The organism is Paracoccus sp. 22332 (genome assembly GCF_052045125.1).
In the GTDB taxonomy this organism is placed as follows: Bacteria; Pseudomonadota; Alphaproteobacteria; order Rhodobacterales; family Rhodobacteraceae; genus Paracoccus; species Paracoccus haematequi_A.
This window is the reverse complement of the sequence record NZ_JBQEOI010000022.1, coordinates 1-26,973: the sequence shown is the minus strand read 5'-3', so window position 1 is coordinate 26,973 and position 26,973 is coordinate 1. Positions and strand designations below refer to the sequence as shown.

The 26,973-nt window shown below is 66.2% G+C and carries 25 protein-coding genes and 2 tRNA genes; 18 read left to right on the top strand and 9 right to left on the bottom strand.

What is annotated here, in order from left to right:
• Window positions 1-9: 9 nt before the first annotated feature.
• Window positions 10-651 carry a hypothetical protein gene (locus tag ACTJI6_RS17135; protein WP_440802375.1) on the top strand — a complete coding sequence of 214 codons (642 nt, stop codon included), beginning with the start codon at window positions 10-12 and terminating at the stop codon, window positions 649-651.
• A gap of 20 nt (window positions 652-671) precedes the next feature.
• On the opposite strand, the gene moaA is transcribed toward ACTJI6_RS17135, so the two are convergent.
• Complete coding sequence (gene moaA, locus ACTJI6_RS17130) at window positions 672-1,679, bottom strand: GTP 3',8-cyclase MoaA (protein ID WP_440802374.1); 1,008 nt, start codon at window positions 1,677-1,679, stop codon at window positions 672-674.
• A 111-nt stretch (window positions 1,680-1,790) separates the two neighbouring features.
• On the opposite strand from moaA, the gene ACTJI6_RS17125 reads away from it, so the two are divergent.
• Window positions 1,791-2,303 (top strand): hypothetical protein, encoded by a 513-nt coding sequence (locus ACTJI6_RS17125; RefSeq protein ID WP_440802373.1) that lies wholly within the window; start codon window positions 1,791-1,793, stop codon window positions 2,301-2,303.
• Here the strand turns inward: ACTJI6_RS17125 and ACTJI6_RS17120 are convergent.
• On the bottom strand, window positions 2,291-2,965 hold the full coding sequence (locus ACTJI6_RS17120) for a DNA alkylation repair protein (RefSeq protein ID WP_440802370.1): 675 nt from the start codon (window positions 2,963-2,965) through the stop codon (window positions 2,291-2,293). The genes ACTJI6_RS17125 and ACTJI6_RS17120 overlap by 13 nt on opposite strands.
• Before the next feature lie 84 nt (window positions 2,966-3,049).
• Between ACTJI6_RS17120 and aroA the strand changes: the two genes are divergently transcribed.
• The gene (gene aroA / locus ACTJI6_RS17115; protein ID WP_440802369.1) at window positions 3,050-4,381 is read left to right on the top strand and encodes a 3-phosphoshikimate 1-carboxyvinyltransferase; all 1,332 of its coding nucleotides are present in this window, start codon (window positions 3,050-3,052) and stop codon (window positions 4,379-4,381) included.
• Here the strand turns inward: aroA and ACTJI6_RS17110 are convergent.
• The 3 genes from ACTJI6_RS17110 to ACTJI6_RS17100 all read right to left on the bottom strand — a co-directional run bounded on the left by ACTJI6_RS17110 (window position 4,378) and on the right by ACTJI6_RS17100 (window position 9,225).
• A complete protein-coding gene (locus tag ACTJI6_RS17110) occupies window positions 4,378-4,758 on the bottom strand; it encodes a VOC family protein (protein WP_440802367.1) in 381 nt (126 codons plus the stop codon). The two genes, aroA and ACTJI6_RS17110, sit on opposite strands and share 4 nt — an antisense overlap.
• Before the next feature lie 56 nt (window positions 4,759-4,814).
• Window positions 4,815-6,710 (bottom strand): propionyl-CoA synthetase, encoded by a 1,896-nt coding sequence (locus ACTJI6_RS17105; protein ID WP_440802365.1) that lies wholly within the window; start codon window positions 6,708-6,710, stop codon window positions 4,815-4,817.
• Between the two features lie 235 nt (window positions 6,711-6,945).
• The gene (locus tag ACTJI6_RS17100; RefSeq protein WP_440802363.1) at window positions 6,946-9,225 is read right to left on the bottom strand and encodes an NADP-dependent malic enzyme; all 2,280 of its coding nucleotides are present in this window, start codon (window positions 9,223-9,225) and stop codon (window positions 6,946-6,948) included.
• A 124-nt stretch (window positions 9,226-9,349) separates the two neighbouring features.
• On the opposite strand from ACTJI6_RS17100, the gene ACTJI6_RS17095 reads away from it, so the two are divergent.
• The 6 genes from ACTJI6_RS17095 (at window position 9,350) to ACTJI6_RS17070 (ending at window position 14,827) form a co-directional block, all read left to right on the top strand.
• Window positions 9,350-9,745, top strand: coding sequence for a cytidine deaminase (locus tag ACTJI6_RS17095; RefSeq protein ID WP_440802361.1), 396 nt, complete (start codon window positions 9,350-9,352; stop codon window positions 9,743-9,745).
• Window positions 9,742-11,025 carry a thymidine phosphorylase gene (locus tag ACTJI6_RS17090; protein WP_440802359.1) on the top strand — a complete coding sequence of 428 codons (1,284 nt, stop codon included), beginning with the start codon at window positions 9,742-9,744 and terminating at the stop codon, window positions 11,023-11,025. Before ACTJI6_RS17095 ends, ACTJI6_RS17090 begins: the two co-directional genes overlap by 4 nt.
• On the top strand, window positions 11,022-12,209 hold the full coding sequence (locus ACTJI6_RS17085; RefSeq protein ID WP_440802358.1) for a phosphopentomutase: 1,188 nt from the start codon (window positions 11,022-11,024) through the stop codon (window positions 12,207-12,209). The genes ACTJI6_RS17090 and ACTJI6_RS17085 overlap by 4 nt, the downstream gene beginning before the upstream one ends.
• Entirely contained in the window at window positions 12,206-13,165 is a 960-nt protein-coding gene (locus ACTJI6_RS17080) for an adenosine deaminase (protein ID WP_440802357.1), read from the top strand. Before ACTJI6_RS17085 ends, ACTJI6_RS17080 begins: the two co-directional genes overlap by 4 nt.
• Complete coding sequence (upp, locus tag ACTJI6_RS17075; protein ID WP_126155268.1) at window positions 13,162-13,794, top strand: uracil phosphoribosyltransferase; 633 nt, start codon at window positions 13,162-13,164, stop codon at window positions 13,792-13,794. The genes ACTJI6_RS17080 and upp overlap by 4 nt, the downstream gene beginning before the upstream one ends.
• Before the next feature lie 67 nt (window positions 13,795-13,861).
• Window positions 13,862-14,827 (top strand): SPOR domain-containing protein, encoded by a 966-nt coding sequence (locus tag ACTJI6_RS17070; RefSeq protein WP_440802355.1) that lies wholly within the window; start codon window positions 13,862-13,864, stop codon window positions 14,825-14,827.
• A gap of 60 nt (window positions 14,828-14,887) precedes the next feature.
• Here ACTJI6_RS17070 and ACTJI6_RS17065 read toward each other — a convergent pair whose 3' ends face one another.
• Together ACTJI6_RS17065 and tyrS are read right to left on the bottom strand one after the other, a co-directional pair.
• Window positions 14,888-15,034: a hypothetical protein gene (locus ACTJI6_RS17065; protein WP_164555263.1), complete on the bottom strand. Its 147-nt coding sequence runs from the start codon at window positions 15,032-15,034 to the stop codon at window positions 14,888-14,890.
• A 121-nt stretch (window positions 15,035-15,155) separates the two neighbouring features.
• Window positions 15,156-16,400 carry a tyrosine--tRNA ligase gene (tyrS, locus tag ACTJI6_RS17060; RefSeq protein ID WP_440802353.1) on the bottom strand — a complete coding sequence of 415 codons (1,245 nt, stop codon included), beginning with the start codon at window positions 16,398-16,400 and terminating at the stop codon, window positions 15,156-15,158.
• A gap of 59 nt (window positions 16,401-16,459) precedes the next feature.
• Between tyrS and ACTJI6_RS17055 the strand changes: the two genes are divergently transcribed.
• The 4 genes from ACTJI6_RS17055 to ACTJI6_RS17040 all read left to right on the top strand — a co-directional run bounded on the left by ACTJI6_RS17055 (window position 16,460) and on the right by ACTJI6_RS17040 (window position 19,184).
• Window positions 16,460-17,575: an anhydro-N-acetylmuramic acid kinase gene (locus ACTJI6_RS17055; RefSeq protein ID WP_440802352.1), complete on the top strand. Its 1,116-nt coding sequence runs from the start codon at window positions 16,460-16,462 to the stop codon at window positions 17,573-17,575.
• Window positions 17,576-17,652: 77 nt separating this feature from the next.
• Window positions 17,653-17,729: transfer RNA gene (locus tag ACTJI6_RS17050), tRNA-Asp, on the top strand.
• Between the two features lie 25 nt (window positions 17,730-17,754).
• Window positions 17,755-17,831, top strand: a tRNA-Asp gene (locus tag ACTJI6_RS17045).
• Window positions 17,832-17,918: 87 nt separating this feature from the next.
• Window positions 17,919-19,184, top strand: coding sequence for a glutamate-5-semialdehyde dehydrogenase (locus ACTJI6_RS17040; protein WP_440802349.1), 1,266 nt, complete (start codon window positions 17,919-17,921; stop codon window positions 19,182-19,184).
• 15 nt (window positions 19,185-19,199) lie between these two features.
• Here ACTJI6_RS17040 and ACTJI6_RS17035 read toward each other — a convergent pair whose 3' ends face one another.
• Window positions 19,200-19,823 (bottom strand): histidine phosphotransferase family protein, encoded by a 624-nt coding sequence (locus ACTJI6_RS17035; RefSeq protein ID WP_440802346.1) that lies wholly within the window; start codon window positions 19,821-19,823, stop codon window positions 19,200-19,202.
• Between the two features lie 38 nt (window positions 19,824-19,861).
• Here ACTJI6_RS17035 and ACTJI6_RS17030 point away from each other — a divergent pair, with 38 nt between their 5' ends.
• The 5 genes from ACTJI6_RS17030 (at window position 19,862) to ACTJI6_RS17010 (ending at window position 25,633) form a co-directional block, all read left to right on the top strand.
• Window positions 19,862-20,041, top strand: a complete 180-nt coding sequence (locus ACTJI6_RS17030; RefSeq protein WP_126155274.1) for a DUF3553 domain-containing protein — start codon at window positions 19,862-19,864, stop codon at window positions 20,039-20,041.
• 135 nt (window positions 20,042-20,176) lie between these two features.
• Window positions 20,177-20,977: a GNAT family N-acetyltransferase gene (locus tag ACTJI6_RS17025; RefSeq protein WP_440802344.1), complete on the top strand. Its 801-nt coding sequence runs from the start codon at window positions 20,177-20,179 to the stop codon at window positions 20,975-20,977.
• On the top strand, window positions 20,974-21,825 hold the full coding sequence (locus ACTJI6_RS17020) for a lysophospholipid acyltransferase family protein (RefSeq protein ID WP_440802342.1): 852 nt from the start codon (window positions 20,974-20,976) through the stop codon (window positions 21,823-21,825). The genes ACTJI6_RS17025 and ACTJI6_RS17020 overlap by 4 nt, the downstream gene beginning before the upstream one ends.
• Before the next feature lie 61 nt (window positions 21,826-21,886).
• Window positions 21,887-24,151 carry an adenosylcobalamin-dependent ribonucleoside-diphosphate reductase gene (locus tag ACTJI6_RS17015; protein WP_440802341.1) on the top strand — a complete coding sequence of 755 codons (2,265 nt, stop codon included), beginning with the start codon at window positions 21,887-21,889 and terminating at the stop codon, window positions 24,149-24,151.
• 243 nt (window positions 24,152-24,394) lie between these two features.
• On the top strand, window positions 24,395-25,633 hold the full coding sequence (locus ACTJI6_RS17010) for an abortive infection family protein (protein ID WP_440802339.1): 1,239 nt from the start codon (window positions 24,395-24,397) through the stop codon (window positions 25,631-25,633).
• A 222-nt stretch (window positions 25,634-25,855) separates the two neighbouring features.
• Here the strand turns inward: ACTJI6_RS17010 and ACTJI6_RS17005 are convergent, their stop codons facing one another.
• Window positions 25,856-26,899, bottom strand: a complete 1,044-nt coding sequence (locus tag ACTJI6_RS17005; RefSeq protein WP_085502601.1) for an IS5 family transposase — start codon at window positions 26,897-26,899, stop codon at window positions 25,856-25,858.
• Window positions 26,900-26,973 lie beyond the last annotated feature (74 nt).

Genomic DNA, 26,973 nt, shown 5'->3' with positions numbered 1-26,973 from the left:
AGAAGGTCGGTGAGGCTAGGCTGGGAGAAAATCCTTAGAAATGCCGAAGTTGAAATTGAATATCATAACGATTTTCTTGAAGAACTTCAAAATACCAAGGAAACTGCCAAGCTAAGGCGCGCATGGTCGGGACTTCTTGGTCACTATGTCAATTCAGTTTCTGCGATGCGGCGTGCGACTGATGCTGGACCCTCTAAAAAGTGGTCGGATAAGCTTTACCCTGATCAAAAACGCGATCCAATTTTGCAATATGCAAAGGTGGCTCGGGATGCTGATGTACATGTATTTGAGGAGGAACGCAGGGTTGTGCACAGAGCAGTCACGTTTGGATCCATTTTATCTGTGAGTGGCAATGTCAATGTGATCTTTGACCGAAACACTTTAATCGGAAATGATGGCATCAGTAGAAGGCTACCGGACTTCTCTCTGAAAGTGGAAGATGGCAGAGTGGCCAAAAGTTCGATCCCAAAGGCGGCTTTTCAAGAGAAATGTCATTACATCGAATTGCGGAGCATCAAGAGCCGTGATGGAGCAGTTTATCAGGTTCCTAACCCACATGTTCTCCCAGAATTACAGGCGATCGAGATAGGGAGACATACAGGTAGATGGATACAAGCACGGTTTCGGGAGGCATGCGACTTAGCAAGATAGCGCGCTAATTTGTCAAGCCATCACCCCCCCGTATGGCTCATATGACGGGTCATCTGGCCCGCGACGGTCTGGCGGGAATAGTCGAAATCATGGCCCTTGGGCTTTTTCGCGATGGCGGCGTGGATGGCGTCTTTCAGAAGCCTGTCATCGGATGATGCCCGCAGCGGGCCGCGCAGGTCGGCCATGTCCTCTTGCCCCAGGCACATGAACAATTCGCCGGTGCAGGTCAGGCGGACGCGGTTGCAGCTTTCGCAGAAATTATGGGTCAGCGGCGTGATGAAGCCGATCTTCTGGCCGGTTTCCTGCAGGCGGACATAGCGGGCCGGGCCGCCGGTGCGTTCGGCGAGTGGAGTCAGCGTGAAGCGTTCCGCCAGCCGGGCGCGCAGGTCCGAAAGCGGCCAATACTGCTCCAGCCGATCCTCGTTGCCCAAGTCGCCCATCGGCATGACCTCGATGAAGGTCAGGTCGTGGCCTTGGTTGCCGCACCAGCGGACCAGATCGAACAATTCTGCGTCATTCACGCCTTTCAGCGCGACGGCGTTGATCTTGATCCGCAGCCCGGCGGCCTGTGCGGCGCGGATGCCGTCCAGCACCTGGGGCAGGCGGCCCCAGCGGGTGATCGCGGCGAACTTGTCGGGATCCAGCGTATCCAGCGAGACGTTCACGCGACGGATGCCGCAATCGGCCAGCTCACCGGCATATCGGCCAAGCTGGCTGCCGTTCGTGGTCAGAGTCAATTCGTCCAGGCCCCGGCCAAGGTGCCGAGACATGGCCCGGAAAAAGCTCATGATGTTGCGTCGGACCAGAGGCTCGCCCCCGGTGATGCGCAGCTTTCTGACGCCCAGATCGACGAAGGTGCCGCACAGCCGCTCCAATTCCTCAAGCGTCAGCAGGTCGGCCTTGGGCAGGAACTGCATATGCTCGGCCATGCAATAGACGCAGCGGAAATCGCAGCGATCCGTCACCGATACCCGCAGATAGGTGATCGGCCGCGCGAAAGGGTCGATAAGGGGGGCCGCGTTCTGCATCCCCCCAATCTAGGGGCGCGCGGGGCCGCACACAAGCCGCGACTGGCTGTGGACGGGATCGCGCCATGCAGGCTAGGTTCGATGCTGATTATACGACAGAAGGGACAATCCATGCGCATCATCACCGTCGCGCCGCCGCTGATCCTGACCGCGACCTTGCTGGCGGGTTGCACCCAGGGGGCGATGACCGCGAACCGACCGGCGTCCGAAGCCGCCGCCCCGCAGACGCAGATGACCACCGAACAAGTGGCAGCGGCGACTGCCATCACCCGCGCGCGCGCGCCGCGTCCGGCGGCCCGCGCGACGGCGGCGCAATTGGATACCACCACCCCCGAACAGCGCGCCGCCGCCGCCAAACCCGCCGAGGCGGCCGAGACGAAGCTGGGCAACACCATCGCCTCGCTGGGGAATCCGTCCGAAGGCGGGTTCTGGATCAAGACGCCGCTGGTCAAGGAACGCGGGCTGGGCCGGATCGTCAATCCGGCGACCGGCAAATCCGCCAAGGTCGATCTGATCCCGCTGGACGGCCCGGCCAGCGGGGGATCGCAGGTATCGCTGCCAGCCCTGCAATTGCTGGGCGTGTCGCTGACCGACCTGCCTACGATCGAGGTCTATCGCTCCTGAACCGGCCGTTGGGCTTCCTTGCGCGCGAAGGGCTTCATCCGTGCCCCGTGGTCGGCCAGAAAGGCCCGGACGCGGGGCGCATCGCGTTTGGACAGGTCGCGCAGCCACCAGGCGATGGCCTTCTGGATGAACCAGTCGCGATCATCGGCCAGTCGCGCGGCCCAGTCCAGGACGCGTTCGCGGGTGGCGATGTCGTCGGGCTTGGGGTTGTTCATCTTGGCCCAGGGCAGGGTGCCCACCAGGGCGGCGCGGCGGGTCCATTTGTTAGGATGATCCAGCCATCCTTCGACCCGGTCCAGCCGCGCGGGATCGGCCACCAGCCGCTTCTGCCCGGCGATCATGGCGGCATCGGCGATGGCCCAGCCGTCGAAATCAGGCGCCCAGGCCGCGATCAGCGACCAGACGGCATTGTCGGGCCGGATCCGGGCCTGGGTCAGCAGCTTGGCGGCCGCGATGCGGGCCTCGTGGATGTCGCTGGCCCACAGGTCGCGGGCCAGGGCGATCCGGCCGTCCAGATCGCGGGACGCGCGCCAGTCTGCCACCAGGGCGTCGATTTGCGGATTGGGCACCCCCAGATAGGTCCGCGCTGCCTTGTGATAGGCGGCCATCTGTCCGGCCTTTTCGGCATCCGCCTGGGCTATCAACGCGTCCAGTTCGATCATCGGACCCTCCTGTTCCGGCGGTTCTAGGGGTGGCAGAGGCCGCGCGCCAGCGATAAAAGGTTTGCGCAATCAACAGGTGTGCCCATGTCTCATTCCACTGATCCCCGCCCGATGACCGCCCGCCGCAGCGGCCCGCTGCGGGGCGTGGCCCAGGTGCCCGGCGACAAGTCGATCAGCCACCGCGCCCTGATCCTGGGCGCGCTGTCGGTGGGCGAGACGCGGATCACCGGCCTGCTGGAGGGTCAGGACGTGCTGGACACCGCCAAGGCAATGGCGGCTTTCGGCGCGCAGGTCGAGCGGCTGGCCGAGGGTGAATGGTCGGTCCGCGGCGTCGGCGTCGGCGGGTTTTCGGAACCCGAAGGCGTGATCGACTGCGGCAATTCGGGGACCGGGGTGCGGCTGATCATGGGCGCCATGGCCACGACGCCGATCACCGGGACCTTCACCGGCGATGCCAGCCTGTCGCGCCGTCCCATGGCGCGCGTGACCGACCCCCTGGCGCTGTTCGGCGCGCAGATCGCCGCGCGCGAGGGCGGGCGGCTGCCCATCACCATCCAGGGCGCGGCCGATCCGCTGCCGGTGCGGTACCGTACGCCCGTCGCCAGCGCGCAGATCAAGTCGGCCATCCTGCTGGCGGGGCTGAACGTGCCGGGCGAAACCGTGGTGATCGAGGCGGAGCCGACCCGCGACCATTCCGAACGGATGCTGGCCGGGTTCGGCGCCGACATCCGCACCGAGACGACCGCCGAAGGCCATGTGATCACGCTGCAAGGCCGCCCCGAACTGCGCGCCCAGCCGGTCGCGGTGCCGCGCGATCCCTCAAGCGCGGCTTTCCCGGTGGCGGCGGCGCTGATCGTGCCGGGGTCGGAAATCCGCGTTCCCGGCGTCAGCCGCAACCCGACCCGCGACGGCTTGTATGTCACCCTGCTGGAGATGGGGGCCGACATCGCCTTTGAGAACACGCGCGAGGAAGGCGGAGAGCCGGTTGCCGATCTGGTCGTCCGGCATGGCCCGCTGAAGGGCGTGACGGTGCCCGCCGACCGCGCGGCCAGCATGATCGACGAATTTCCGATTCTGTCGGTCATCGCGGCCTTTGCCGAAGGCGCGACGGTCATGAACGGCGTGGCGGAACTGCGCGTCAAGGAAAGCGACCGGATCGACGCGATGGCGCGCGGGTTGGAAGCGAACGGCGTCCGGGTCGACGAGACGAAGGACAGCATGACCGTTCACGGCATGGCGCAGGTTCCCGGCGGGGGCATGGCGGTCAGCCATCTGGATCACCGGATCGCCATGTCCTTCCTGGTGCTGGGGCTGGCGACCCAGGCGCCGGTTTCTGTGGACGACGGATCGCCCATCGCCACGTCCTTCCCGGATTTCCTGCCGCTGATGCAGGGGCTGGGCGCCGATCTGGGCTAGGTGTCGCGTTCGTCGAACTTGGCTTCGATATTGTTGCCGTCAGGGTCCAGCAAGAAGGCGGCGTAATAGCCGGGGTGGTAATCGCGCAGCCCCGGCGCCCCGTTGTCGGTGCCGCCCGCCTTCAGGCCTGCGGCGTAAAAGGCCTGGACCTCGGCTCGGGATCGCGCGCGGAAGGCCAAGTGGATGTGGCTGGGCGGGGTATTGGCGTCGGCCTGGTCCAGATAGAACTCGTCCAACTCGACCCAGTCGCGACCCGCATGGGCGTCGGCGGCCCGGCCCAAGGCTTCGAAGATCGCCAGATAAAAGCTGCTGGCCCGGTCGAAATCTGCGGCCCGCAGATGGATGTGGTCGATCAGTCGGGTCGGTTTTCGTGTCATCAGAGCGCCTCCGCGACGGGAACGCAGGGACGCCCTGATGGTTCACGGAACTTTTGTTAGATTGCGGCCTGCGGATAGCCGACCGCGCGTAGGGCCGCGGCGATTTCGTCCAGGATCGCCGGGTCGTCGATGGTCGCGGGGGTCTTGAACGGTTCGCCATCGGCGATCTTGACCATCGTCGCGCGCAGGATCTTGCCCGACCGGGTCTTGGGCAGGCGGTCCACCACGCAGGCGGTCTTGAAGGCGGCGACGGGGCCGATCTGGTCGCGGACCATGCCCACGACCTCTTTCACGACCTGGGCGTCGGGCGTGTTCGTGCCCTTCTTCAGGCACAAGAGGCCCAGCGGCATCTGTCCCTTGAGGCTGTCGGCCACGCCGATCACCGCGCATTCGGCCACGGCGGGATGGGCGGACAGAACCTCCTCCATCGCGCCGGTGGACAGGCGGTGGCCTGCGACGTTGATCACGTCGTCGGTGCGCGCCATGATGTAGAGATAGCCGTCCTCGTCGATATAGCCCGCGTCGCCGGTTTCGTAATAGCCGGGGAAATGCGACAGATAGGATTTCCTGAACCGATCCTCCGCATTCCACAGGGTCGGCAGGGTGCCGGGCGGCAGGGGCAGCTTGATCGCGACCGCGCCCAGCGTTCCGGCCGGGACCGGGTGGCCAGCCTCGTCCAGAACCTGCACGTCATAGCCCGGCAGCGCGACCGAGGGACTGCCGTGCTTGACCGGCAGAAGCTCTATCCCGACCGGGTTGGCGACGATGGGCCAGCCGGTTTCGGTCTGCCACCAATGGTCGATGACCGGGACGCCCAGCTTTTGCTCGGCCCATTGGATCGTGTCGGGATCGGCGCGTTCGCCCGCCAGATACAGCGTCTTGAAATGGCGCAGGTTATAGTCCTCGATCAGCTTGCCCTCGGGATCCTCGCGGCGGATGGCGCGGATCGCGGTGGGGGCGCTGAACACGCTTTTGACGCGGTGGTTCTGGATCACCCGCCAATAGGCGGCAGCGTCGGGGGTGCCCACGGGCTTGCCCTCGAACACGATGGTGGTGGCGCCGACCGTCAGCGGGCCATAGCAGATATAGCTGTGGCCGACGACCCAGCCCACGTCCGAGGCCGCCCAGAACACGTCGCCCGCCTGAATGTCATAGACGTTCTTCATCGTCCAGGCCAACGCGACCAGATGCCCGGCCGTATGGCGCACCACGCCTTTCGGCTGGCCCGTGGTCCCCGAGGTATAGAGGATATAGGCCGGATGGTTCCCCTCGACCGGGACGCATTCGGCGGGCTCGACTCCATACTGGAAGCTGTGCCAGGCCACGTCGCGGCCGGGGGTCAGTTCCGCGACCTCTTGTTCCCGTTGGAAGATCACGCAGAAATCGGGCTTGTGGGTCGCTTCCTCGATGGCGCGGTCCAAAAGCGGCTTGTAATGGACGACCCGGCCCGGCTCGACCCCGCAGGATGCCGCGATGATCGCCTTCGGGGTGGCGTCGTTGATGCGGACCGCCAGCTCATGCGCCGCGAAGCCGCCGAAGACGACCGAATGGATCGCGCCCAGCCGGGCGCAGGCCAGCATCGCCTCCAACGCCTCGGGAACCATGGGCATGTAGATGATGACCCGGTCGCCCTTCTGGATGCCCTTGGCGCGCAGCGCACCGGCAAGGCTGGCGACCCGGTCGCGCAATTCGCGATAGGTGATGCCGCGCATCGACCGGGTGATCGGGCTGTCATGGATGATCGCCACCTGGTCGCCGCGCCCGGCCTCGACATGCCGGTCCACCGCGTTCCAGCAGGCGTTGAGGGTGCCGTCCGCGAACCATTCCCCTGCCGGTCCCTGGTTGAAGAAGGCGCGGCTGGGCGGACGATCCCAATCGATCTTTCCGGCTGCCTCCATCCAGAATGCTTCGGGATCCGCCTGCCAGGCGGCATAGGTATCGCGATACGACATGATCGTGTCTCCTCACTCCTGCCGCTTGTTACGCAGCGGACAGGGGCGCGCGCAACAATGTTAGCGGAGCAGGTCGGAGCCACGTGGCAAAATGTAGCAAATATATGCCGGATCCGTTTGCAAACTAAAAACGCCTGCAAAACGGGTCATGCGGGGTGGCTGACTTTGCAAATGCCAGCCGCGCTAAGCCAGCGCGCCGGACGATCATCAGCCGAATCGCCCGGCGCTGTCAGTCTCAACTGTAATGGGCGACCGGGGTTCCGGCCAAGGCGCTCATGTTCAGCAGGCCGCGTGCGGTGATCGAAGGCGTGACGATATGCGCGCGGTTGCCCATGCCCATCAGGATCGGTCCGACCTCCAGCCCGTTGGCGCGCATCTTCAGGGCGTTGCGCACGCCGGACGCCGCATCGGTGCCGGGGAAGACCAGAACGTTCGCCACCCCCTCCAGCCGGGATTTCGGGAAGATCCGCTCTCTCAGGTCGGGATCCAGGGCCGCATCGACATGCATTTCGCCGTCATACATGAAATCGGGCTGCCGCGCGTCCAGCAGCGCCAGGGCCTCGCGCATCTTGCGGCCGGTATAGCTGTCCATGTTGCCGAACTGCGAATGGCAGCACAGCGCGATCTTGGGCGTCAGGCCGAAGCGGCGGACGTGGCGCGCGGCGCCCACGACTGTCTCCATGACCTGCATCGGCGTCGGATCGTCGTGGCATTGCGTGTCGGCGATGAACAGCGGCCCGTCTTCCAGGATGATCATCGACAGCGCGCCGACCGGCGACAATCCGTCGCGGGCCAGGATTTCCCGGATATAGCGCAGGTGCCAAGTATACTGGCCGAAGGTGCCGCAGATCAGGCTGTCGGCTTCGCCCCGATGGACCATGACGGCGCCGATGGCGGTGGTGTTGGTGCGCATGATCGCGCGGGCGATGTCGGGGCTGACGCCGCGCCGCGCCATCAGGTGGTGATAGGTTTCCCAGTAATCGCGATAGCGGGGGTCGTTTTCGGGGTTCACGATCTCGAAATCGCGTTCGGGACGGATCGGCAGGCCCGCGCGTTCGCAGCGGGTGGCGACGACCTCGGGGCGGCCGATCAGGATCGGCACGTCGGTCGTTTCCTCCAGCATGGCGTTGGCGGCGCGCAGCACGCGTTCATCCTCGCCCTCGGCGAAGACGATGCGGCGGTCGGCGGCGCGCGAGGCCTCGAAGACCGGGCGCATGATCAGGGCCGAGCGGAAGACCGAGCTGTCCAGCTTGCGCTTGTAGGCGTCCAGGTCGTCCAGCGGCCGGGTGGCGACCCCGGTTTCCATCGCGGCGCGCGCCACGGCGGAACTGACGATGCCGACCAGGCGCGGATCGAAGGGTTTCGGGATCAGGTAGTCGGCGCCGAAGGTCAGCGTCTCGCCCCGATAGGCGGCGGCGGCCTCGGCGGCGGTGGTGGTCCGGGCCAGCTTGGCGATGCCGTCGATGCAGGCCAACTCCATTTCCGCGTTGATGGTGGTCGCGCCCACGTCCAGCGCGCCGCGGAAGATGAAGGGGAAACACAGGACGTTGTTGACCTGGTTGGGGAAATCGCTGCGCCCGGTGGCGATGATCGCATCCGGGGCCACGGCGCGGGCGTCGTCGGGCAGGATTTCCGGCGTCGGGTTCGCCAGCGCGAAGATGATCGGGCGAGGGGTCATCTTCGCCACCATCTCGGGTTTCAGGACGCCGGGGCCTGACAGGCCCAGGAACAGGTCGGCGCCCTCGATCACCTCGGCCAGGGTGCGGGCCGTGCTGTTCTGGGCGAAGGCGGCCTTCTGGGCGGTCATGTCCTCGACCCGGCCCTTGTAGACCAGGCCGTGGATGTCGCACAGCCAGACGTTCTCGCGCTTGACGCCCAGCTTCAGCAGCATGTTGAGGCAAGCGATCCCCGCCGCCCCGCCGCCGGTCGAGACGACCTTGATATCCTCGAACCGCTTGCCGGCGACATGCAGGGCGTTGGTGGCGGCGGCGCCGACGACGATGGCGGTGCCGTGCTGGTCGTCGTGAAAGACCGGGATGTTCATCCGCTCGCGGCACAGCTTTTCGACGATGAAGCAGTCGGGCGCCTTGATATCCTCAAGGTTCACCGCGCCGAAGGTGGGTTCCAGCGCGCAGACGATCTCGGCCAGCTTTTCGGGGTCGGATTCGTTCACCTCGATGTCAAAGCAGTCGATATTGGCGAATTTCTTGAACAGGACGGCCTTGCCTTCCATCACCGGCTTGGACGCTGCCGCGCCGATATTGCCCAGGCCCAGGACCGCCGTGCCGTTCGACACCACCGCGACCAGGTTCGCGCGCGAGGTATAGCGGCTGGCCGTGGCGGGATCGGCCTTGATCTCCAGGCAGGCCTCGGCCACGCCGGGGGAATAGGCGCGGGACAGGTCGCGGCCGTTCGCCAGGGGCTTGGTGGCGCGGATCTCCAGCTTACCGGGACGCGGGAATTCGTGATAATCCAGTGCCTCTTGCCGGGCGTTGTCCTGCCTGCGTTCGTCCATCTCGGCCCCCTTGGTCGCAAATTAGTTGAGCGTTAAACCATTTCTGGAACGGGGAACAGGCGGCTTCGTCTTGCGTTAGCGGAAACCCTGCGCAAAACTGCGCAACGAATGGTGAGGATGCCCCATGTCGCTGTTGGATGCCGCGCGCGCGGTCCGGGAAATGGCCTATGTGCCCTATTCGCGCTTCAAGGTCGGCGCGGCCGTCCGGGGCAGGTCGGGCGCGATCTATCGCGGCTGCAATGTCGAGAACGTCGCCTATCCCGAAGGCACCTGCGCCGAGGCCGGGGCCATCGCAGCGATGGTCGCCGCCGGAGAGACGGAGCTGATCGAGGTCGCGGTGATCGCCGACAGCCCGTCGCCCGTGCCGCCCTGCGGCGGCTGTCGTCAGAAGCTGGCCGAATTCGCTCGTGCCGACACCCCGGTCCTGCTGGCCACGACCGAGGGCGCGACCCTGGCGACCACGGTGGGCGAATTGCTGCCGGGCCGGTTCGACGCCGGGCACATGGCCAGGGCGGAATGACCGACCCGCGCCCTGTCATCGCCGCGATCCGCGATGGCCGCGGCCTGGACGGGCCGGGTGCGGCGCTGATCGCGCAGGGCCTGGCGAACGGGTCGATCAGCGACGCGCAGGCGGGCGCCTTTGCGATGGCGGTGCTGCTGAAGGGAACGGGCGTCCAGGGGCGCGTGGCGCTGACGCGGGCGATGCGCGATTCGGGCCACGTCCTGCATTGGGATCTGCCGGGGCCGGTAGTGGACAAGCATTCGACCGGCGGCATCGGCGACGCGGTCAGCCTGGTCCTGGCGCCCCTGCTGGCCGCGCGGGGGATGTTCGTGCCGATGATCTCGGGCCGGGGGCTGGGCCATACCGGCGGCACGCTGGACAAGCTTGAGGCGATCTCCGGTTATCGTTGCGACCAGTCCGAGGACGATTTCCGGCGCATCACCCGCAGCGTCGGCTGCGCCATCGTGGCCGCCAGCGGCGATTTCGCGCCCGCCGACCGCAGGCTGTATGCGATCCGCGACGAATCCGCGACGGTGGAATCGATCGACCTGATCACCGCGTCCATTCTGTCCAAGAAGCTGGCGGCGGGGTTGCAGGCGCTTGTGCTGGACGTGAAGGCGGGGTCCGGGGCATTCCTGCGCAAGGCCGAATCGTCGCAGCGGCTGGCGCAGGCCTTGGTGGAAACCGCCAACGGCGCCGGTTGCGCGACATCGGCGCTGATCACCGACATGGACCAGCCGCTGGCCCGCAGCGCAGGTAACGCGCTGGAAATGGCCGAGGCGATCCGCGTCTTGCGGGGCGAGCCCGGCGCGCTGCGCGACCTGACGTTGGCCTTGGGATCCGAAGTCCTGCGGCTGGTGGGGCAGGGGAATGCCGGGCTGGCCGACCTGCTGGACGGCGGCGCTGCGGCGGAAATCTTTGGCCGCATGGTCGCGGCCCAGGGTGGGCCTGCCGACCTGCTGGACCGCCCCGATGCCCATCTGCCGCCTGCGCCGGTGATCCGCCCGGTTCCCACGCCCGAGGGCAAGGTGGCGCAGATCGACGTGACCGCCCTGGGCCATGCGGTCGTGGCGCTTGGCGGCGGCCGCGTCCGCGCGGGCGAGGCGATCGACCCACGCGTCGGGCTGTCCATGCTGGCCAAGCTGGGCGAGGAGGTCGGCCCCGGTCGCCCCCTGGCCCTGGTCCACGCCGCCGACGACACTGCGGCCGAGGTCGCCATCGCCGCCGTCGCCGCAGCCTATCGCCTGGGAGAGGGCGCGGAACCCGGCCCTCTGGTGCGCGAACGGATCGCGCCGTGACGGACCGGCGCGCCTTCCTGATCGTCATGGACAGTGTCGGCATCGGCGGCGCGCCGGATGCCGGCCAGTTCTTCAACGGCAACCGCCCCGATACCGGCGCCAACACCGTGGGCCATATCGCCCAGGCACGACCGCTGCACATGCCGATCCTTGCGCGGCTGGGCCTCGGCGCGGCGGTGCGGCTGGCATCCGGGCAGGACGCGCCCGGCCTGATGAGTCCACCGCAAGGCCTGTGGGGGGGCGCGACCCAGATCTCTCGCGGCAAGGATACCCCTTCGGGACATTGGGAAATCGCGGGCGTGCCGGTGCCCTGGGACTGGCACTATTTCCCCGACACCACCCCGGCCTTTCCGCCCGAGGTGACCGCGCGGATCTGCGACCTTGCGGGGACCCAAGGGATCCTTGCCAACTGCCACGCCTCGGGCACCCAGGTGATCGAGGATTTCGGGACCGACCATATCCGCACCGGCTGGCCGATCTGCTATACTTCGGTCGACAGCGTGTTGCAGATCGCTGCGCATGAAGAGCATTTCGGCCTGGATCGGCTGATTGCGCTGTGCCAGTCGCTGGCGCCGATGCTGCACGCGATGCGCGTCGGCCGGGTGATCGCCCGGCCCTTCCTGGGCGAGGCACCGGGCGAGTTCCGCCGCACCGGCAACCGCCGCGACTTCGCCATCGCCCCGCCGGGCCGCACGATCCTGGACATCGCCCAGAATGGCGGCCGCGTGACCCATGCCATCGGCAAGATCGGCGACATCTTCAGCCATCTCGGCATTTCTCATCTGCACAAGGGCAAGTCCGACGCCGACTTGGCGGACCACCTGATCCGCCTGGGGTCCGAGGCCGAACCGGGCAGCCTGACCTTCGCCAATTTCGTCGAATTCGACACGAATTTCGGCCACCGCCGCGACCTTCCCGGCTATGCCGCGCAGCTGGAGTGGTTCGACGGAATCGCGGGCCGGTTCCTGGACACGCTTCGTCCCGGCGATCTGGCGATTTTCACCGCCGATCACGGCAACGATCCGTCCTGGCACGGCACCGATCATACCCGCGAACGGGTGGCGGTGCTGGGTCACGGGGTTGGGACGCGCGCCATCGGGCTGGTGGGGTTCAGCGACATCGGCGCCTCGGTCCTGGCGCATCTGGGTCTGCCCGCGCCCGATCATGGAAGGTCGTTCCTGTGAAGAAGATCGAACTGCACCTGCATCTGGAAGGCGCAGCGCCCCCCGGCTTCATCCGGGGGCTTGCCAGTGAAAAGGGCGCCGACCTGAGCGGCGTGTTCGACCCGCAGGGCCATTATGCCTATGACGGCTTCGACGGTTTCCTGCGCTGCTACGAGGCCGCGACCAGCGTCCTGCAAACCCCACGGGATTACGCCCGCCTGCTGGCCGAGGTGCTGGAACGCAGCGCCGAACAGGGCGTCATCTATACCGAACTGTTCGTGTCCCCCGAATTCTGCGGCGAGGCCGACCTGTCCGCTTGGCGCGACTATCTGGCGGCGATGACCGAGATCGCCGACAAGGCCCGCGCGGACGGCATCGACAGCCGCGCGATCCTGACCGCGATCCGCCATTTCGGCCCCGACCGCGCCCGGAAAACCGCTCTTTGCGCGGCGGAAACGGCAGGTGGCTGGGTCACGGGCTTCGGCATGGGCGGGGCGGAAACCGTTGGCCGGACAACGGATTACGCCTGGTCCTTCGACTGCGCGAAAGAGGCGGGGCTGGGCCTGACCTGCCATGCGGGCGAATGGGGTGGACCGGACAGCATCCGCGATGCCCTGGCGCTTGGCTGCACCCGCATTGGCCACGGGGTCCGCGCCATCGAGGACGCGGCCCTGATCCGCGACCTTGCCAACACCGGCGTCACGCTGGAGGTCTGCCCCGGATCGAATGTCGCGCTTGGACTGTTCCCCGACTGGCCCGCCCATCCCATCGCGCGGCTGGCCGATGCGGGGGTGCGCGTCACCGTCTCGACCGACGATCCGCCGTTTTTTCACACGACGATGCGTCACGAATACGACCGTCTTGCCGATGCCTTCGGTTGGGGCGATACGGAGTTCGCGCAGATCAACCGCTGGGCTGCCGAGGCCGCCTTTTGCGATCCTGCCACCCGCGACCGGCTTTTGAAGGAGTTTCCGTGACCCAGCACCTGACCGTCATCGACCACCCGCTGGTCCAGCACAAGCTGACGATCATGCGCCAGAAGGACGTATCGACCGCGGGCTTCCGCCGCCTGCTGCGCGAAATCAGCCTGCTGCTGGCATACGAGGTGACGCGCGAACTGGAACTGACCACCACGCGGATCGAAACCCCCCTGTGCGAGATGGACGCCCCCACGCTGGAAGGCAAGAAGCTGGCGCTGATCTCGATCCTGCGGGCGGGAAATGGGCTTCTGGACGGGATTCTTGAGATGATTCCCGGCGCGCGGGTGGGCTTCGTGGGTCTGTACCGCGACCCCGAAACGCTGATGCCGGTCGAATATTACTGCAAGGTCCCCAAGGAACTGGACGTGCGACTGACGATCGTCGTGGATCCTATGCTGGCGACCGGCAATTCGTCCGTCGCGGCCATCGACATGCTGAAGGCGCGGGGCGCCACGAACCTGCGGTTCCTGTGCCTGCTGGCCGCGCCCGAAGGGGTGGAACGGATGCGCCAGGCCCATCCCGACGTGCCGATCTTCACCGCGTCTCTGGACGAACGGCTGGACGATCACGGCTATATCGTACCGGGCCTTGGCGATGCGGGCGACCGGATGTTCGGCACGAAATAGCCGCGTTAACCCCCGGTTCACGCAATGTGCCTATCCCTGATTCAGGAAGTCGAATCGCGGGTGGCTGATGCGGGTGTTGATCTGGGTGGTAATGGTGCTTCTGCTGCCGGGACGGGTCATGGCCGCGCCCGATCCGCCCCCGCCCGGAGATTATCCGGGCGCGCAATATATCGACCGAACCGGCTGCGTCTTTGTCCGGGACGGCAAGGACTGGACGCCCCGGCGGGACAAGCAGGGCGCGTCCATCTGCGGCTTCCCGCCCAGCCAGCCCGCGCTGTCGGACACGGCATTGCGAGAGCCTGTTTCGCCCGAAGAAGCCCTGGCGGAAGTCCTGGCCCAGGGCTTGAGGTCCGGCGATCTCGTCACCGATGCACCGATGGCTCCCTTGACAGACATTGCCCCCGATCCGGGCCAGGCGGCGCTGGACGCGACCTTGCAGAGCCAGATCGACACCGAGGCCAGGCTTCGCAGCGCCATGACCGGAAAGGCGCCCGACGGGCTTTGCGCGCGGCTCGGCTATCGTCCGGCCAGCGACGCAACGCCGATCATCGGCGGTGATGTGACCCAAGGCCTGTGCCCCGGCATGACTGCGCCCCAGCCCTTGCCGCAGATCACCGCGCGTGCCGCATCCACCTTGGCGGAACCGGCGGTGGTGGCTGACCCGCAGGCCCCTGCGGCCGAGTCGCCCCCTGCTTCCAAGCCCGTGCATCGGGCCGAACGGGCAGCCAGGCCCGCCTCGGTCGTCGCCCGCAGGCCCGCCGCGGCATCCCCGGCCGAAAAGCCGAAACCCGTCGAGATGATCCCCGCCAATGCCCGCTATGTCGAGATCGGCATCTATGCCGACGCGGCGAACGCCCTGGCGGCGCTGCGCCGCCTGTCCGGCCTGGGCTATCGCACGGCGCAACGCGATCAGAAACTGGGGGACAAGCTGGGCAAGGCGATTCTCGCGGGGCCGTTCGCGGACCGGCAGGCACTGGTCGCGGCGCTCGCGCGGCTGCGGGCCAACGGTTATCCCCGCGCGGTGGCGCGCTGATCGGCAGACATGCGAAGGGGGCGCGAACGCCCCCGGAAAATCCTGTGCTGGTCTGGTGTGTCAGGCCGCGCGGCGGGTGTTGTCCACGACAACGCGGGGCGCTTCCTCGCGGGTGAAATACCCGAACATCTGGTCCAGCACGGCATCGGCTTCGGCCTGCAACTTGCGGGCGGCGATGCTGAGGGGTTGTACGGTGTTCTGTGCCATTGTCCTGTCTTTCGGGTCGGAGTGATCCTCCCGCAATGGAACATAGGGACCGGGTCCGGCGCTGTCTATTGCTGCGACGCAGCGTCAACCGGACTTGCAATGCTGCCATGCAGCAAGCGCATCACCCCAACGTCACCATACGATGCTTCTTTTTGCCGATAGACACTTTCAGCCCGTTCCCGATCAGCAACTGATTAACAGTCAACTGCGGATCGCTGACCGCTTCGTTGTTCAGGCGCAGGCCGCCCTCGGCGATCAGCCGCTTCGCCTCCTTGCCCGAGGGCGTGATGCCGGTCTGCACCAGAAGCTGGACCACCGACAGCCCGTTGCCCAGTACGCTGGCGGGCAGGACCGCGACCTCCAGGTCGCCGCCCGCGCCGCCCTGCTCGAACACCTCGCGCGCGGTGGCCTCGGCGCTTGCGGCGGCTTGCGTGCCGTGCAGCAGGGTCGTCACCTCGTTGGCCAGGCGCACCTTTGCCGCGTTGATCTCGGACCCTTGAAGCGCGCCCAGACGGTCGCATTCCTCGACCGGCAGTTCGGTATACAGCTTCAGGAACCGGCCCACATCGGCATCGGTGGTGTTGCGCCAGAACTGCCAGAACTCATAGGGCGACAGCATCGCCCCGTTCAGCCAGACAGCACCCCCGGCCGACTTGCCCATCTTGCGCCCGTCGCTGGTCGTCAGCAGCGGCGAGGTCAGCCCCCAGATCACCGCGTCATCGACCCGCCGCGTCAGGTCGATGCCGTTGACGATATTGCCCCACTGATCCGATCCGCCCATCTGCAACCGGCAATCATAACGGCGGTGCAGTTCGAGGAAATCATAGGCTTGCAGGATCATGTAGTTGAATTCCAGGAAGGACAGCGACTGTTCGCGGTCCAGCCGGGACTTGACGGATTCGAAGGACAGCATCCGGTTGACGCTGAAATGCCGGCCGATGTCGCGCAGGAATTCCAGATAATTCAGCCCGTCCAGCCATTCGGCATTGTTCAGCATCAGCGCGCCGTCGCCGCCATAGGACAGATAGCGCGCAAAGACCTGCTGCATCCCGTCGATATTGGCCTGGATCGCGGCCTCGTCCAGCAGCGGGCGCTCCTCGGACCGGAACGAGGGATCGCCCACCTTGGTCGTGCCGCCGCCCATCAGCGTGATGGGCCGGTTGCCGGTCTTCTGGAACCAGCGCAGCATCATGATGTTCAGCAGGTGCCCCACATGCAGCGACGCCGCCGTCGCGTCATAGCCGATATAGGCGGTGACCGGCCCGTCCAGCAGCGCCTGATCCAGCGCCGCATAGTCGGTGCAGTCGGCGACATAGCCGCGCTCGATCATCACGCGCAGGAAATCGGACTTGGGGCTGTAGGTCATCGGCTTTTTCCTTCTGGTCGGCGGGGATATACCGGCTGAGGCAGCCAAGGGAAAGCGCGATGATCCGGGTTCTGGGAATGATGTCGGGCACGTCGATGGACGGGGTGGACGCGGCGATGATCGAAACCGACGGGGTGCGGATCGCGGGCTTCGGGCGCAGCGGCTTTCGCGCCTATTCCGACAACGAATCCGCCGTCCTGCACGCGGCGCTTGGCCGTTGGCCGGGCGAGCCGGGCGTGGCCGAGGCCGCGGATCTGTCGGTCCGAAACCATGCCGCGATGGCCGCCGATTTCCCCGAGGCCGAAATGATCGGCTATCATGGCCAGACGCTGGCCCATGAGCCGCAGGGCAGAGGCACCCACCAGGCGGGCGACGGGGCGGCCCTGGCGCGCGTGGCGGGGCGTCCGGTGGTCTGGGATTTCCGCCGCGAGGATGTGCGGCAGGGCGGCGAAGGCGCGCCGCTGGCGCCCTTCTTCCATTGGGCCTGCGCGGGCTGGGCCGCGGGGCAGGGCCGCTTGCCCGCCCGGCCGGTGGCCTTCCTGAACCTGGGCGGCGTCGGCAACATCACCTGGGTCGATCCGACCGCCTCCGCACCCGAGGCGCCGGGCGCCTGCCTGGCCTTCGACACCGGCCCCGCCAATGCCCCGATCAACGACCTGATGCGGCGGCGCCTGCGGCAAACCCACGACCGCGACGGCGTCTTGGCCGCGACGGGCCGGGTGGATGACGGCGTGGTGGCCGAGTTCCTGCGCCATCCCTGGTTCGACCGCCCGCCGCCGAAATCGCTGGATCGCGACCAGTTCGGGGGCCTTGCCGCCGCCGTCGCACCGCTGGCGGACGCGGATGCCGCTGCCACACTGGTCGCGGCGCTTGCGGGGGCGGTCGCGGCAGGGATGCGCTGGATGCCGACCGTTCCTGCCACGGTGCTGGTCTGCGGCGGCGGGCGGCGCAACCCCGCGATCATGGCGCGGCTGTCGAAGGTATTGCCCTGCAATGTGCAGCCGGTCGAGGCGGCCGGCCTGAACGGCGACATGTTGGAGGCCCAGGCCTTCGGCTGGCTGGCGGCGCGGGTGATGCGCGGGTGGCCCACCTCGGGTCCGGCGACGACCGGGGTCGCGGAACCCTGCTGCGGGGGGCGGATCAGTTATCCTCGCGCGCGTGGCGATTTTTCGTGACGCGCCCTTGACGGGGGGCTGCGGTCTGCGTAAACCGCCCCTCACCCCGAAGGGCGATCTGTCGGGGTGGTGAGTGTGCGGTTGTAGCTCAGTTGGTTAGAGTACCGGCCTGTCACGCCGGGGGTCGCGGGTTCGAGCCCCGTCAACCGCGCCACACACACCATCGCCCAGGATAATGCGCGGTTGTAGCTCAGTTGGTTAGAGTACCGGCCTGTCACGCCGGGGGTCGCGGGTTCGAGCCCCGTCAACCGCGCCATTTCCCCCATTTCGGATCTAACGTCCGCTTTCCATATTAGCTATGACGCAATCCCACGGCAGGGGATGAAGGCGAATGGATACGGCAATGACGGACCTCGACGATGCAACGGCGCTGATCGGGCGCATGGGCGAAGCCGCGCGGGCGGCTGCGATCGACCTTGCCCAGGCATCGGCCGAACGCAAGCACGCGGCCCTGATCGGCGCGGCCGAGGCGCTGCGCCTGCGCCAGGCCGAGATCCTGGCCGCGAACGACAAGGACATGCAGTTCGGCCGCGACAAGGGCCTGGCCGATTCGATGCTGGACCGGCTGCGGCTGGATCCCGACCGCCTGCGCGGGATCGAGGACGGCTTGCGCGCGGTGGCCGAACAGCGCGACCCGGTGGGCGAGGTGGTGGCCGAATGGGACCGCCCCAACGGGCTGCATATCCAGCGGGTCCGCACCCCCATCGGCGTGATCGGCGTGATCTATGAAAGCCGCCCCAACGTGACGGCGGATGCGGGCGCCCTGGCGCTGAAATCCGGCAACGCGGTGATCCTGCGCGGCGGGTCGGAAAGCCTGCATTCCAGCCAGGCCATCCATGCCTGCATGGTCCAGGGCCTGCGCCAGACGAACCTGCCCGAGGCCGCGATCCAGCTTGTCCCGACCCGCGACCGCGCCGCCGTGACCGCGATGTTGCAGGCGCAGGGGCTGATCGACGTGATCATCCCGCGCGGCGGCAAGGGCCTGGTCGGGCTGGTGCAGCAGCAGGCGCGGGTGCCGGTCTTTGCGCATCTGGAGGGCATCTGCCACATCTATGTCGACCGCGACGCCGATCCCGACAAGGCGCGCCGCGTGCTGCTGAACGCCAAGACCCGTCGCACCGGCATCTGCGGCGCCGCCGAATGTCTGCTGATCGACCGGGGCTATTACGCCAAGCATGGCTCTGCCCTGGTCCAGGCCCTGCTGGATGCGGGGGTCGAGGTTCGCGCGGACGGCGATCTGGCGGCCATTCCCGGCACCGTCGCGGCCCAGCCGGACGATTTCGGGCGCGAATTCCTGGACATGATCATGGCCGCCAAGCTGGTCGACGGCGTGGATGGGGCCATCGCGCATATCCGCCGCTATGGCAGCCAGCACACCGAATCGATCCTGACCGAAAACGACGCGACGGCGCGGCGGTTCTTTGCCGGGCTGGACAGCGCGATCCTGATGCACAACGCCTCGACCCAGTTCGCCGATGGCGGGGAATTCGGGATGGGCGCGGAAATCGGCATCGCTACCGGCAAGATGCACGCGCGCGGCCCGGTCGGGGCCGAGCAGCTGACCAGCTTCAAATACCTGGTGCGGGGCGACGGGACGGTCCGGGCCTGATCCGTCCGCCGGGGATCAGAACGCGATCTCGGCCCCCTTGTCGTCCAGATCCCAGCTTGGCTGGCGGTGTGCGGCGGCAAGGGCCTGGGCCAGAAGGGCGAAGTGAACCTCGGACGGGGCAGGGGGGCGGGGGGCGTCGCCGCCCAGCCAGGCCCACAGCGCCGCATCCTGCTTGACCCGGTCGGCCTGTCCCACCAGCCGCCAGCGGCCCCCGTCATGCAGCACGGTGATCGCGCCGCCCCAGGGCAGCGCGCTTTCCAGGCACATGATCGCCAGCATGATCATGCGCAGTTCCACGCGGGCGAAGTCGCCCTCGGCCTCAAGGACGATGCGCAACCGGCCCTGGCTTGCAATGCCGTCCAGAAGCTGCGCCAGGCCCGCGCGCGACATGCGCTGTTCGCCCTGGACCTGGCCGAAGGCCACGCGGAACAGCTGGATCCGCGACCGTGCCGCCGCCACCGATTCCGCGATCAGCTTCAGTTCGGGGCTGGCGCCGATGCCCGGAAATTCCGGCGACATCTCCAGCAGTTCGACCCCGTTGCCGATGGCGCCCAGCGGCGAGACGAGGTCATGGCACAGCCGCGATCCCAGCAGGTGCGCAAGCTCTGCCTGCGTGATGCGCGTTGTATCCAGGGTCATGCGGCATTACCTTTCAGCACGTCACCAAGGGGGCTGCCGTGAACGAGATCCTGGAACCCGGCATGATCGTCCGCCATCCCGGCGCGCCCGAATGGGGCGAGGGCCAGGTGCAGTCGCGCATCGGCGACCGGATCACGGTCAACTTCGCCGAGGCCGGAAAGCAGGTCATAGACGGCAGGCGGGTTTCGCTGGATATCGTCTGGTCGCACGGCAACTGAGTGGTTCATGCCGCAACGATTGCAACCTTTGATTGTGTTTTGCAAGCAAACCTGCGCCCGGCATGTGGCGTTCAGGTCAATCTGCTGCATCATTGCAATACCCCCCGCGCCCGCCTAGACAGGACCGCGATGCCCATGTCCGCCGCCGCCCGCACCCGATCCGATCCGTCGTTCTTCGACATCCGCCTGGCGGTGTCGGAGCAGGATCTTCTGGCTGCGCAGCGCCTGCGCTATCGCGTGTTTATCGAGGAACTGGGCGGCGACGGCCCCCTGGTGGATCATGACCTGCGGCTGGAACGCGACGCTTTCGATCCGGTCGTGGATCACCTGTGCCTGATCGACAACCGCCGGTCGCCGGACGATCTGGATCATGTCGTCGGTGTCTATCGCCTGCTGCGGGGGGACGTGGCGGCGGGGTTCGGGCGGTTCTACTGCGATTCCGAATACGACCTGACGCCGCTGCGCGCCTGCGGGCGCCCGGTGCTGGAACTGGGCCGGTCCTGCGTCGATCCAGCCTGCCGGGGCGGGTCGGGGATGTTCCTGCTGTGGAACGCGCTTGCCGATTACGTCTTGGATCACGGGATCCAGATCCTGTTCGGCGTCGCCAGCTTTCACGGCACCGACACCGCCATGCTGGCGCCCTCGCTCAGCTGGCTGCACCATCACCACCTGGCCCCCGCCGACCTGCGCCCCCGCGCCCGGCCCGAGGGATTTCACCGCATGGACCTGATCCCCGCCGACCGCCTGGACCGGCGCGAGGCGCTGATCGGGATGCCCGCGCTGATCAAGGCCTATCTGCGCCTGGGCGGCATGGTGGGCGAGGGGGCGTTCATCGACCGCGCCTTCAATACCACCGATGTGTTCCTGCTGATGGACACCGCCGCGATGTCGGACAAGCACCGGCAGTTCTATGAAAGCCGCTGGCAGCCGCAATGAGCCCGGCGCCGCGCGTTGATCCCGGACGGACCCAGGCGACCTGGCGCGATTCCGCGCCGCCGCCCCTGGCCCGGCCTCGGGGCCTGCGCGACTGGCTGCGCGTCGCGCGGCGCGGAATGGGCGCGATCCTGGTCCTGCTGGCGGGGGTGCTGCTGATCCTGCCCCTGCGCGGGGTCGAGTGTCTGGTTCACGGCCGCCGCCGCCCCTGGACGGGACCGCATGTGCAGGCGGTCTGCCGTCTGGTGCTGGCCTGCATCGGCATCCGCTGGCGGCGGCAGGGTGTGCCGATGCGCGGCCCCGGCGCGGTGGTGGCGAACCATTCAAGCTGGCTGGACATCCTGGTCCTGAACGCCGCCATGCCGGTGTTCTTCGTCAGCAAGGCCGAGGTTGCAGGCTGGCCGGGCATCAACATTCTGACCCGCGTCACCGACACGCATTTCGTTGTCCGCGATCCCCGGCTGGCGCAGGCGCAGGCCGCCGAGTTCGCGGCGCGGGTCCGGGCAGGCCACCGGCTGCTGTTCTTCCCCGAGGGTACCTCGACCGATGGGCGGCGGCTGCTGCCCTTCAAGCCGACCCTGTTCCAGGGGTTCCTGGATCCGGCGCTGCCCGCCGGGCTGGCGATCCAGCCGGTCAGCGCGGTCTATCACGCGCCGCCGGGCGCGGAGCCGCGCTTTTACGGCTGGTGGGGCGACATGGATCTGGGGCCGCATCTGCTGGCGGTGCTGGCCGCGCGGCGGCAGGGGCGGGTGATGGTCGTCCTGCATGATCCTGTCCCTGTGGCCGGGCAGACGCGCAAAACCCTGGCCTTGGCCTGCGAAGACGCCGTGCGTCGCGGCCTGAACGCTTGATCGGGCGGGTATTTGGTCCTTATTTGGTAGGATGACCATTCGCAGCCCCAAGGGATCTGCCATGACCCGCTTCGCCGCGCCCATCGCCGAACAGATCTGGGACATGAAATACCGCCTGAAGGACGCCGAGGGCCGACCCCTGGACGCCACGGTCGAGGACAGCTGGCGCCGCGTCGCCCGCGATCTGGCCAAGGTCGAATCAGATCCTGCTGTGTGGGAGGACCGTTTCTATGCTGCGCTCGAGGATTTCCGCTTTCTGCCCGCGGGGCGCATTCTGGCCGGCGCGGGCACCGGGCGCAGCGTCACCCTGTTCAACTGCTTCGTCATGGGCACCATCCCCGACAGCATGGAGGGGATCTTCCAGGCGCTGAAGGAAGCCGCCCTGACCATGCAGCAGGGCGGCGGCATCGGCTATGATTTCAGCACCATCCGTCCCAAGGGGGCCGAGGTGCGGGGCGTGGCGGCGGACGCCTCGGGGCCGCTGTCCTTCATGGACGTGTGGGATTCGATGTGCCGCACGATCATGTCTGCGGGCAGCCGCCGGGGCGCGATGATGGCCACCATGCTCTGCAACCACCCCGACATCGAGGATTTCATCGCCGCCAAGCAGGACAGCGCCCGGCTGCGAATGTTCAACCTGTCGGTGCTGGTGACGGACGCCTTCATGGAGGCCGTGAAGACCGACGGTCCGTGGGAACTGGTCTTCGGCGGCACGGTCTATCGCACGGTCCCCGCGCAGGATCTGTGGAACCGGATCATGCGGGCGACCTATGATTATGCCGAACCCGGCGTGATCTTCATCGACCGCATCAACCGGCAGAACAACCTGCATTATGCGGAAACCATCGCCGCCACCAATCCCTGCGGCGAACAGCCTCTGCCGCCCTATGGCGCCTGCCTGCTGGGGTCGGTGAACCTGACCCGGCTGGTGTCCGAGCCGTTCACGCCGCAGGCCCGCCTGGACATGGCGGCGCTTGACGATCTGGTCCGCGTGGCCGTGCGGATGATGGACAATGTGGTCGATGCGTCGAAATTTCCCCTGCCGCAGCAGGCCGACGAGGCGCGGAACAAGCGCCGCATCGGCCTGGGCGTGACGGGGCTGGCCGACGCTTTGCTGATGCTGGGCCTGCGCTATGGCGCGCCGGATGCGGTGGAACAGACGCGGGCCTGGATGAAGGCCATTGCCCGTTCGGCCTATCTGGCATCTGCCGACCTGGCGCGGGAAAAGGGCACCTTTCCGCTGTTCGACCGCGATGCCTTCCTGGCCTCGGGTTTCATGCGGCGGATGGATGCGGATGTGCGCGATGCGGTGGCCCGGCACGGCATCCGCAACGCGCTGCTGACCAGCATCGCGCCGACCGGGACGATCAGCCTCTATGCAGGGAACGTGTCCAGCGGGATCGAGCCGGTCTTCGCCCATGCCTATACGCGCAAGGTTCTGCAAAGGGACGGCAGCCGGACCGAGGAGGAGGTGACAGATTACGCCGTCCAGATGTGGCGCGACCTGCATGGCGACGCGCCCTTGCCCGATCATTTCGTCAACGCCCAGACTCTGGCACCCCAGGATCACGTCGCCATGCAGGCGGCGGCGCAGGAGTGGGTGGACAGCAGCATTTCCAAGACCATCAACTGCCCGGCGGATATGTCCTTCCAGGACTTCAAGGATGTGTATCTGTCCGCGTGGGATCTGGGCTGCAAGGGTTGCACCACCTATCGCCCGAATGCGGTGACCGGATCGGTGCTGTCGGTCAGCGAGGCGGCCGAGGCCGTGCCGCAGGTCGATACCGGCGCCGATGTGGTCTATCTGACCCAGCCGCTGGACCGTCCTGTCGCCCTGGAAGGCGCGACCTACAAGCTGAAGTGGCCCGCCAGCGAACATGCGATCTACATCACCATCAACGACATCGTCCAGTCGGGCCACCGCCGCCCCTTCGAGATCTTCATCAACTCCAAGAACATGGAGCATTTCGCCTGGACCGTCGCCCTGACGCGGATGATTTCGGCGGTGTTCCGGCGCGGCGGCGACGTGTCCTTCGTGGTCGAGGAGCTGAAAGCCGTCTTCGACCCGCGCGGCGGCGCCTGGATGGACGGGCGTTATGTGCCCTCGATCCTGGCGGCCATCGGCGGGGTGATCGAACGCCATATGGTTGCCATCGGCTTTCTGGCGGGCGAGGGCCTGGGCCTGAAATCCGACCCGCAGGTCGAGGCTTTGGCCATGGGCGAACGCCCGCTGGGCCCAGCCTGCCCGAACTGCGGCCAATACGGAATGCGCATGAACGAAGGCTGCATGACCTGCCCGAACTGCGGCCATTCGAAATGCGGCTAGTCGACAGCACAGTGATTGGTGTGTGCTGACAGCCAAAACTTTTCCTTTTGCCGGCCATAATTTTTCCCTTCGCTAGGCAAAAGTTTTCCTTCGGCTGGGAGAGGAAAAGTTATGGCTTGCAGCACGTATTGGGGAGCCGTTTTTTCGACTTCGTGCAGCAACTCCTTGCTCTACGCCGTCCCTTAAGCATGATCGATTCAGCACACGAGAGACGTGCGGTAGGATCCAACGACAAGGCGAAGAATGCGCTATCTTAGCATCAGGAGACAAATCGAAGGCGCACTGCCAACTGTCATCGAGCTGCTTCGGGCGAAAGATGAAGATGATGCTTTGCGTGTCATCACGCAGGCCGAAATCGATCTCCAACAAACCGGCATAGACAGCTGGAACGGCGGAACGGAACTATGGACCATTTATATAAGGCTTCCCGTATCCGTCTTTGTTTCGATCGAAACGCTCCGGCAAGAAATAGCGGATGTAATTAACAGAAACATCCAGCTTGTGTTCGGAAAGGATGAAGGGTTCTGGGTTCATGCCGAGATAACTCTCCTCCGGACTGCCCAGAACAGCTCGAAGGTTGCTGACGGAAAGATTGGCCCACGGACCAGGGCTGCCCTCCTAGACGAGATGCGGGCGCGCGGCACCATCTGGTTCGGGGCGCTGGACGAGATCGCATTCCTCAGTCGCATCTATGACCTGACCACCATGCCCTCGCGCGATAGCCGATACGAAACGGCTGAAGGGGACATCTGGCAGCATTGTATCAACAATGATGACTGGCCTCTGGACTGGATCTATAGCGATCCGCGCTTCAGGCTTTACGCCACGGATCAGGAAACGTTGCTGAAGTTCATCTGCGAGGTCGTCCATCCGATCGTGCGAACGGATGCTGAAGAGCAGGCCGCGCTGGTCCAGGCGTTCAACGGACACCTAACGGGAGACGGGTGGGAACTTGTCGAAGACACGGTGCTTGCTGGCCGGCCCGTCTTCGAAGCCCAGCGGAAGGTTCATGCCCTCGGGATGCCTCTCCAGCGTATCAAAGCGGTCGCCGCTACCCTGAATTCGGAAACGCTGTATGAGGATCTCCGCAGACTTGAACGCATAGGTGACAGCGAGCCTGGCGAGGCGATTGCCCTAGCCAAGGAAATCGTGGAAAGCTGTTGCAAGCTCATCCTGGATGACCGCAAGGTTGAGTATTCCAGCAAGGCTGAAATTCCTGATCTGCTGAAGCTCCTGCGCAAGGAGCTAAAGATCATGCCCGAAGGGATTGAGGATACCACTAAAGGCGCTTCGGAAATTCGTGACATCCTGACCAGCTTGGGCAGGATCGCCCATTCTCTGGCACCGCTCAGGAACGCCTATGGCAAGGGGCATGGACGCGGGAGAGGCTTCAAGGGGCTGCAGCCGCGGCATGCCCGGTTGGCGATAGGTGCGGCAAGCACTTTCGTAGACTTCGTGCTTGATCGTCATTCAAGTCAGTAACGTCTGGTGCCGGTTCGATCGGAGGTGCCGGCAGGACTTCGGGGCTGACAATCTATTGGGCACCTCGATTTTTGACCTTTTCCGGTCGCGGGTCGCGGGCTCGGCGGCTTGAAATGGGCGTGATGCCACCCGTCAGTGCCCTTGTGCGCTACGGGGTCTTTGATGCTTTGCCTGTCGCGCGCGGCGTTTCGTGCCGCACGACTTGATTTCCGCGCCCCTGGGTTAGCCCGGGCACGGGTTCAGGCGGCTCAGCTGGCCGAGGCGGCGCATGTTGTAAGCGAGGTTCTTCATCCCGATCTTCGCCTTCGCCCGCACCATGCCGATCGTGCGCACCAGCGTGCCGCCCATGTCATTGGTCTGCGCGCCGAAGACATGCTCGACCCGGGCACGCACCGAGGATTTGGTCCGGTTGCTGCTTTTGGCCTGCTCGGTCAGCGGCTTGCCGCGCTTGCCCTTGCGGTGGATGTGGCTCTTCAGCTTCATGCCGCGCAGCTTGGCTTCCATCTCCTCGGACCGATAGGCCGGATCGGCCCAGACCCCCGCGCCGGTATTGCCCCGCGTCAGCAGGTGGTCCACCGCTTGGCTGTCATGCAGGGCGGCATCGCTGACATGGTAACGTCTTACCAGCTTGTGCTTCCTGTCCATGCTCACATGGTTCTTGTAGCCATAGTGGGATTTACCGTGCTTCTTGGTCCAGCGGGCATCAACGTCCTTCTGTGACCGCTTGGCCGGTTTGTCGGACCAGCCCTCGGGCACCTCACCGCTCTTGATCGCCTTGTTTTCCTCGCGCGTGTTGTGGTTCTTCGGCACCGGGACGATGGAGGCATCCAGGATCTGCCCTCCCCGCGCGATGTAACCCCGGCGCGCCAGATAGCCGTCGAACTGCTTGAACAGCGCCTCCACCAGGCCCGCCTGCGCCAGCGCTTCGCGATAAAGCCACACCGTCTTGGCATCGGGCACCCGGTCCTCAAGCCCTAGGCCGAGGAACCGCATGAATGACAAACGGTCGCGCACCTGATACTCGATCTGGTCGTCGGACAGGTTGTAGAGCGCGCCCAGGACCAGTGTCTTGAACATCAGAACGGCGTCCATCGGCTTGCGCCCGGCGCGCGACTTCCGCTCCGCATCTGGCTTGCGCCAAACCCGCTCCAGCGTCGGGCGGAACTCCTCCCACGGCACAACGGCGTCAATCTCGACCAAGGGGTCCTTCTTGGCATCCAGGCTCGCATAGCGGTCCGAAAGATCGAAGAAACCCATCTGTGCCATCGTTACGCCCAAGCAGCCGATCACCCCCCGTTCATACCGCAGCAACTCGGGCCGGGCAATTTTTCGAGGTGCCC

What these genes read in the sequence shown, in the direction of transcription:
- moaA (WP_440802374.1), bottom strand. Translation starts at nt 1,679, where the DNA reads ATGCAGAACGCGGCCCCCCTTATCGACCCTTTCGCGCGGCCGATCACC.
- ACTJI6_RS17125 (WP_440802373.1), top strand. Translation starts at nt 1,791, where the DNA reads ATGCGCATCATCACCGTCGCGCCGCCGCTGATCCTGACCGCGACCTTG.
- ACTJI6_RS17120 (WP_440802370.1), bottom strand. Translation starts at nt 2,965, where the DNA reads ATGATCGAACTGGACGCGTTGATAGCCCAGGCGGATGCCGAAAAGGCC.
- aroA (WP_440802369.1), top strand. Translation starts at nt 3,050, where the DNA reads ATGTCTCATTCCACTGATCCCCGCCCGATGACCGCCCGCCGCAGCGGC.
- ACTJI6_RS17110 (WP_440802367.1), bottom strand. Translation starts at nt 4,758, where the DNA reads ATGACACGAAAACCGACCCGACTGATCGACCACATCCATCTGCGGGCC.
- ACTJI6_RS17105 (WP_440802365.1), bottom strand. Translation starts at nt 6,710, where the DNA reads ATGTCGTATCGCGATACCTATGCCGCCTGGCAGGCGGATCCCGAAGCA.
- ACTJI6_RS17100 (WP_440802363.1), bottom strand. Translation starts at nt 9,225, where the DNA reads ATGGACGAACGCAGGCAGGACAACGCCCGGCAAGAGGCACTGGATTAT.
- ACTJI6_RS17095 (WP_440802361.1), top strand. Translation starts at nt 9,350, where the DNA reads ATGTCGCTGTTGGATGCCGCGCGCGCGGTCCGGGAAATGGCCTATGTG.
- ACTJI6_RS17090 (WP_440802359.1), top strand. Translation starts at nt 9,742, where the DNA reads ATGACCGACCCGCGCCCTGTCATCGCCGCGATCCGCGATGGCCGCGGC.
- ACTJI6_RS17070 (WP_440802355.1), top strand. Translation starts at nt 13,862, where the DNA reads ATGCGGGTGTTGATCTGGGTGGTAATGGTGCTTCTGCTGCCGGGACGG.
- ACTJI6_RS17065 (WP_164555263.1), bottom strand. Translation starts at nt 15,034, where the DNA reads ATGGCACAGAACACCGTACAACCCCTCAGCATCGCCGCCCGCAAGTTG.
- tyrS (WP_440802353.1), bottom strand. Translation starts at nt 16,400, where the DNA reads ATGACCTACAGCCCCAAGTCCGATTTCCTGCGCGTGATGATCGAGCGC.
- ACTJI6_RS17055 (WP_440802352.1), top strand. Translation starts at nt 16,460, where the DNA reads ATGATCCGGGTTCTGGGAATGATGTCGGGCACGTCGATGGACGGGGTG.
- ACTJI6_RS17040 (WP_440802349.1), top strand. Translation starts at nt 17,919, where the DNA reads ATGACGGACCTCGACGATGCAACGGCGCTGATCGGGCGCATGGGCGAA.
- ACTJI6_RS17035 (WP_440802346.1), bottom strand. Translation starts at nt 19,823, where the DNA reads ATGACCCTGGATACAACGCGCATCACGCAGGCAGAGCTTGCGCACCTG.
- ACTJI6_RS17025 (WP_440802344.1), top strand. Translation starts at nt 20,177, where the DNA reads ATGTCCGCCGCCGCCCGCACCCGATCCGATCCGTCGTTCTTCGACATC.
- ACTJI6_RS17020 (WP_440802342.1), top strand. Translation starts at nt 20,974, where the DNA reads ATGAGCCCGGCGCCGCGCGTTGATCCCGGACGGACCCAGGCGACCTGG.
- ACTJI6_RS17015 (WP_440802341.1), top strand. Translation starts at nt 21,887, where the DNA reads ATGACCCGCTTCGCCGCGCCCATCGCCGAACAGATCTGGGACATGAAA.
- ACTJI6_RS17010 (WP_440802339.1), top strand. Translation starts at nt 24,395, where the DNA reads ATGCGCTATCTTAGCATCAGGAGACAAATCGAAGGCGCACTGCCAACT.
- ACTJI6_RS17005 (WP_085502601.1), bottom strand. Translation starts at nt 26,899, where the DNA reads ATGGCACAGATGGGTTTCTTCGATCTTTCGGACCGCTATGCGAGCCTG.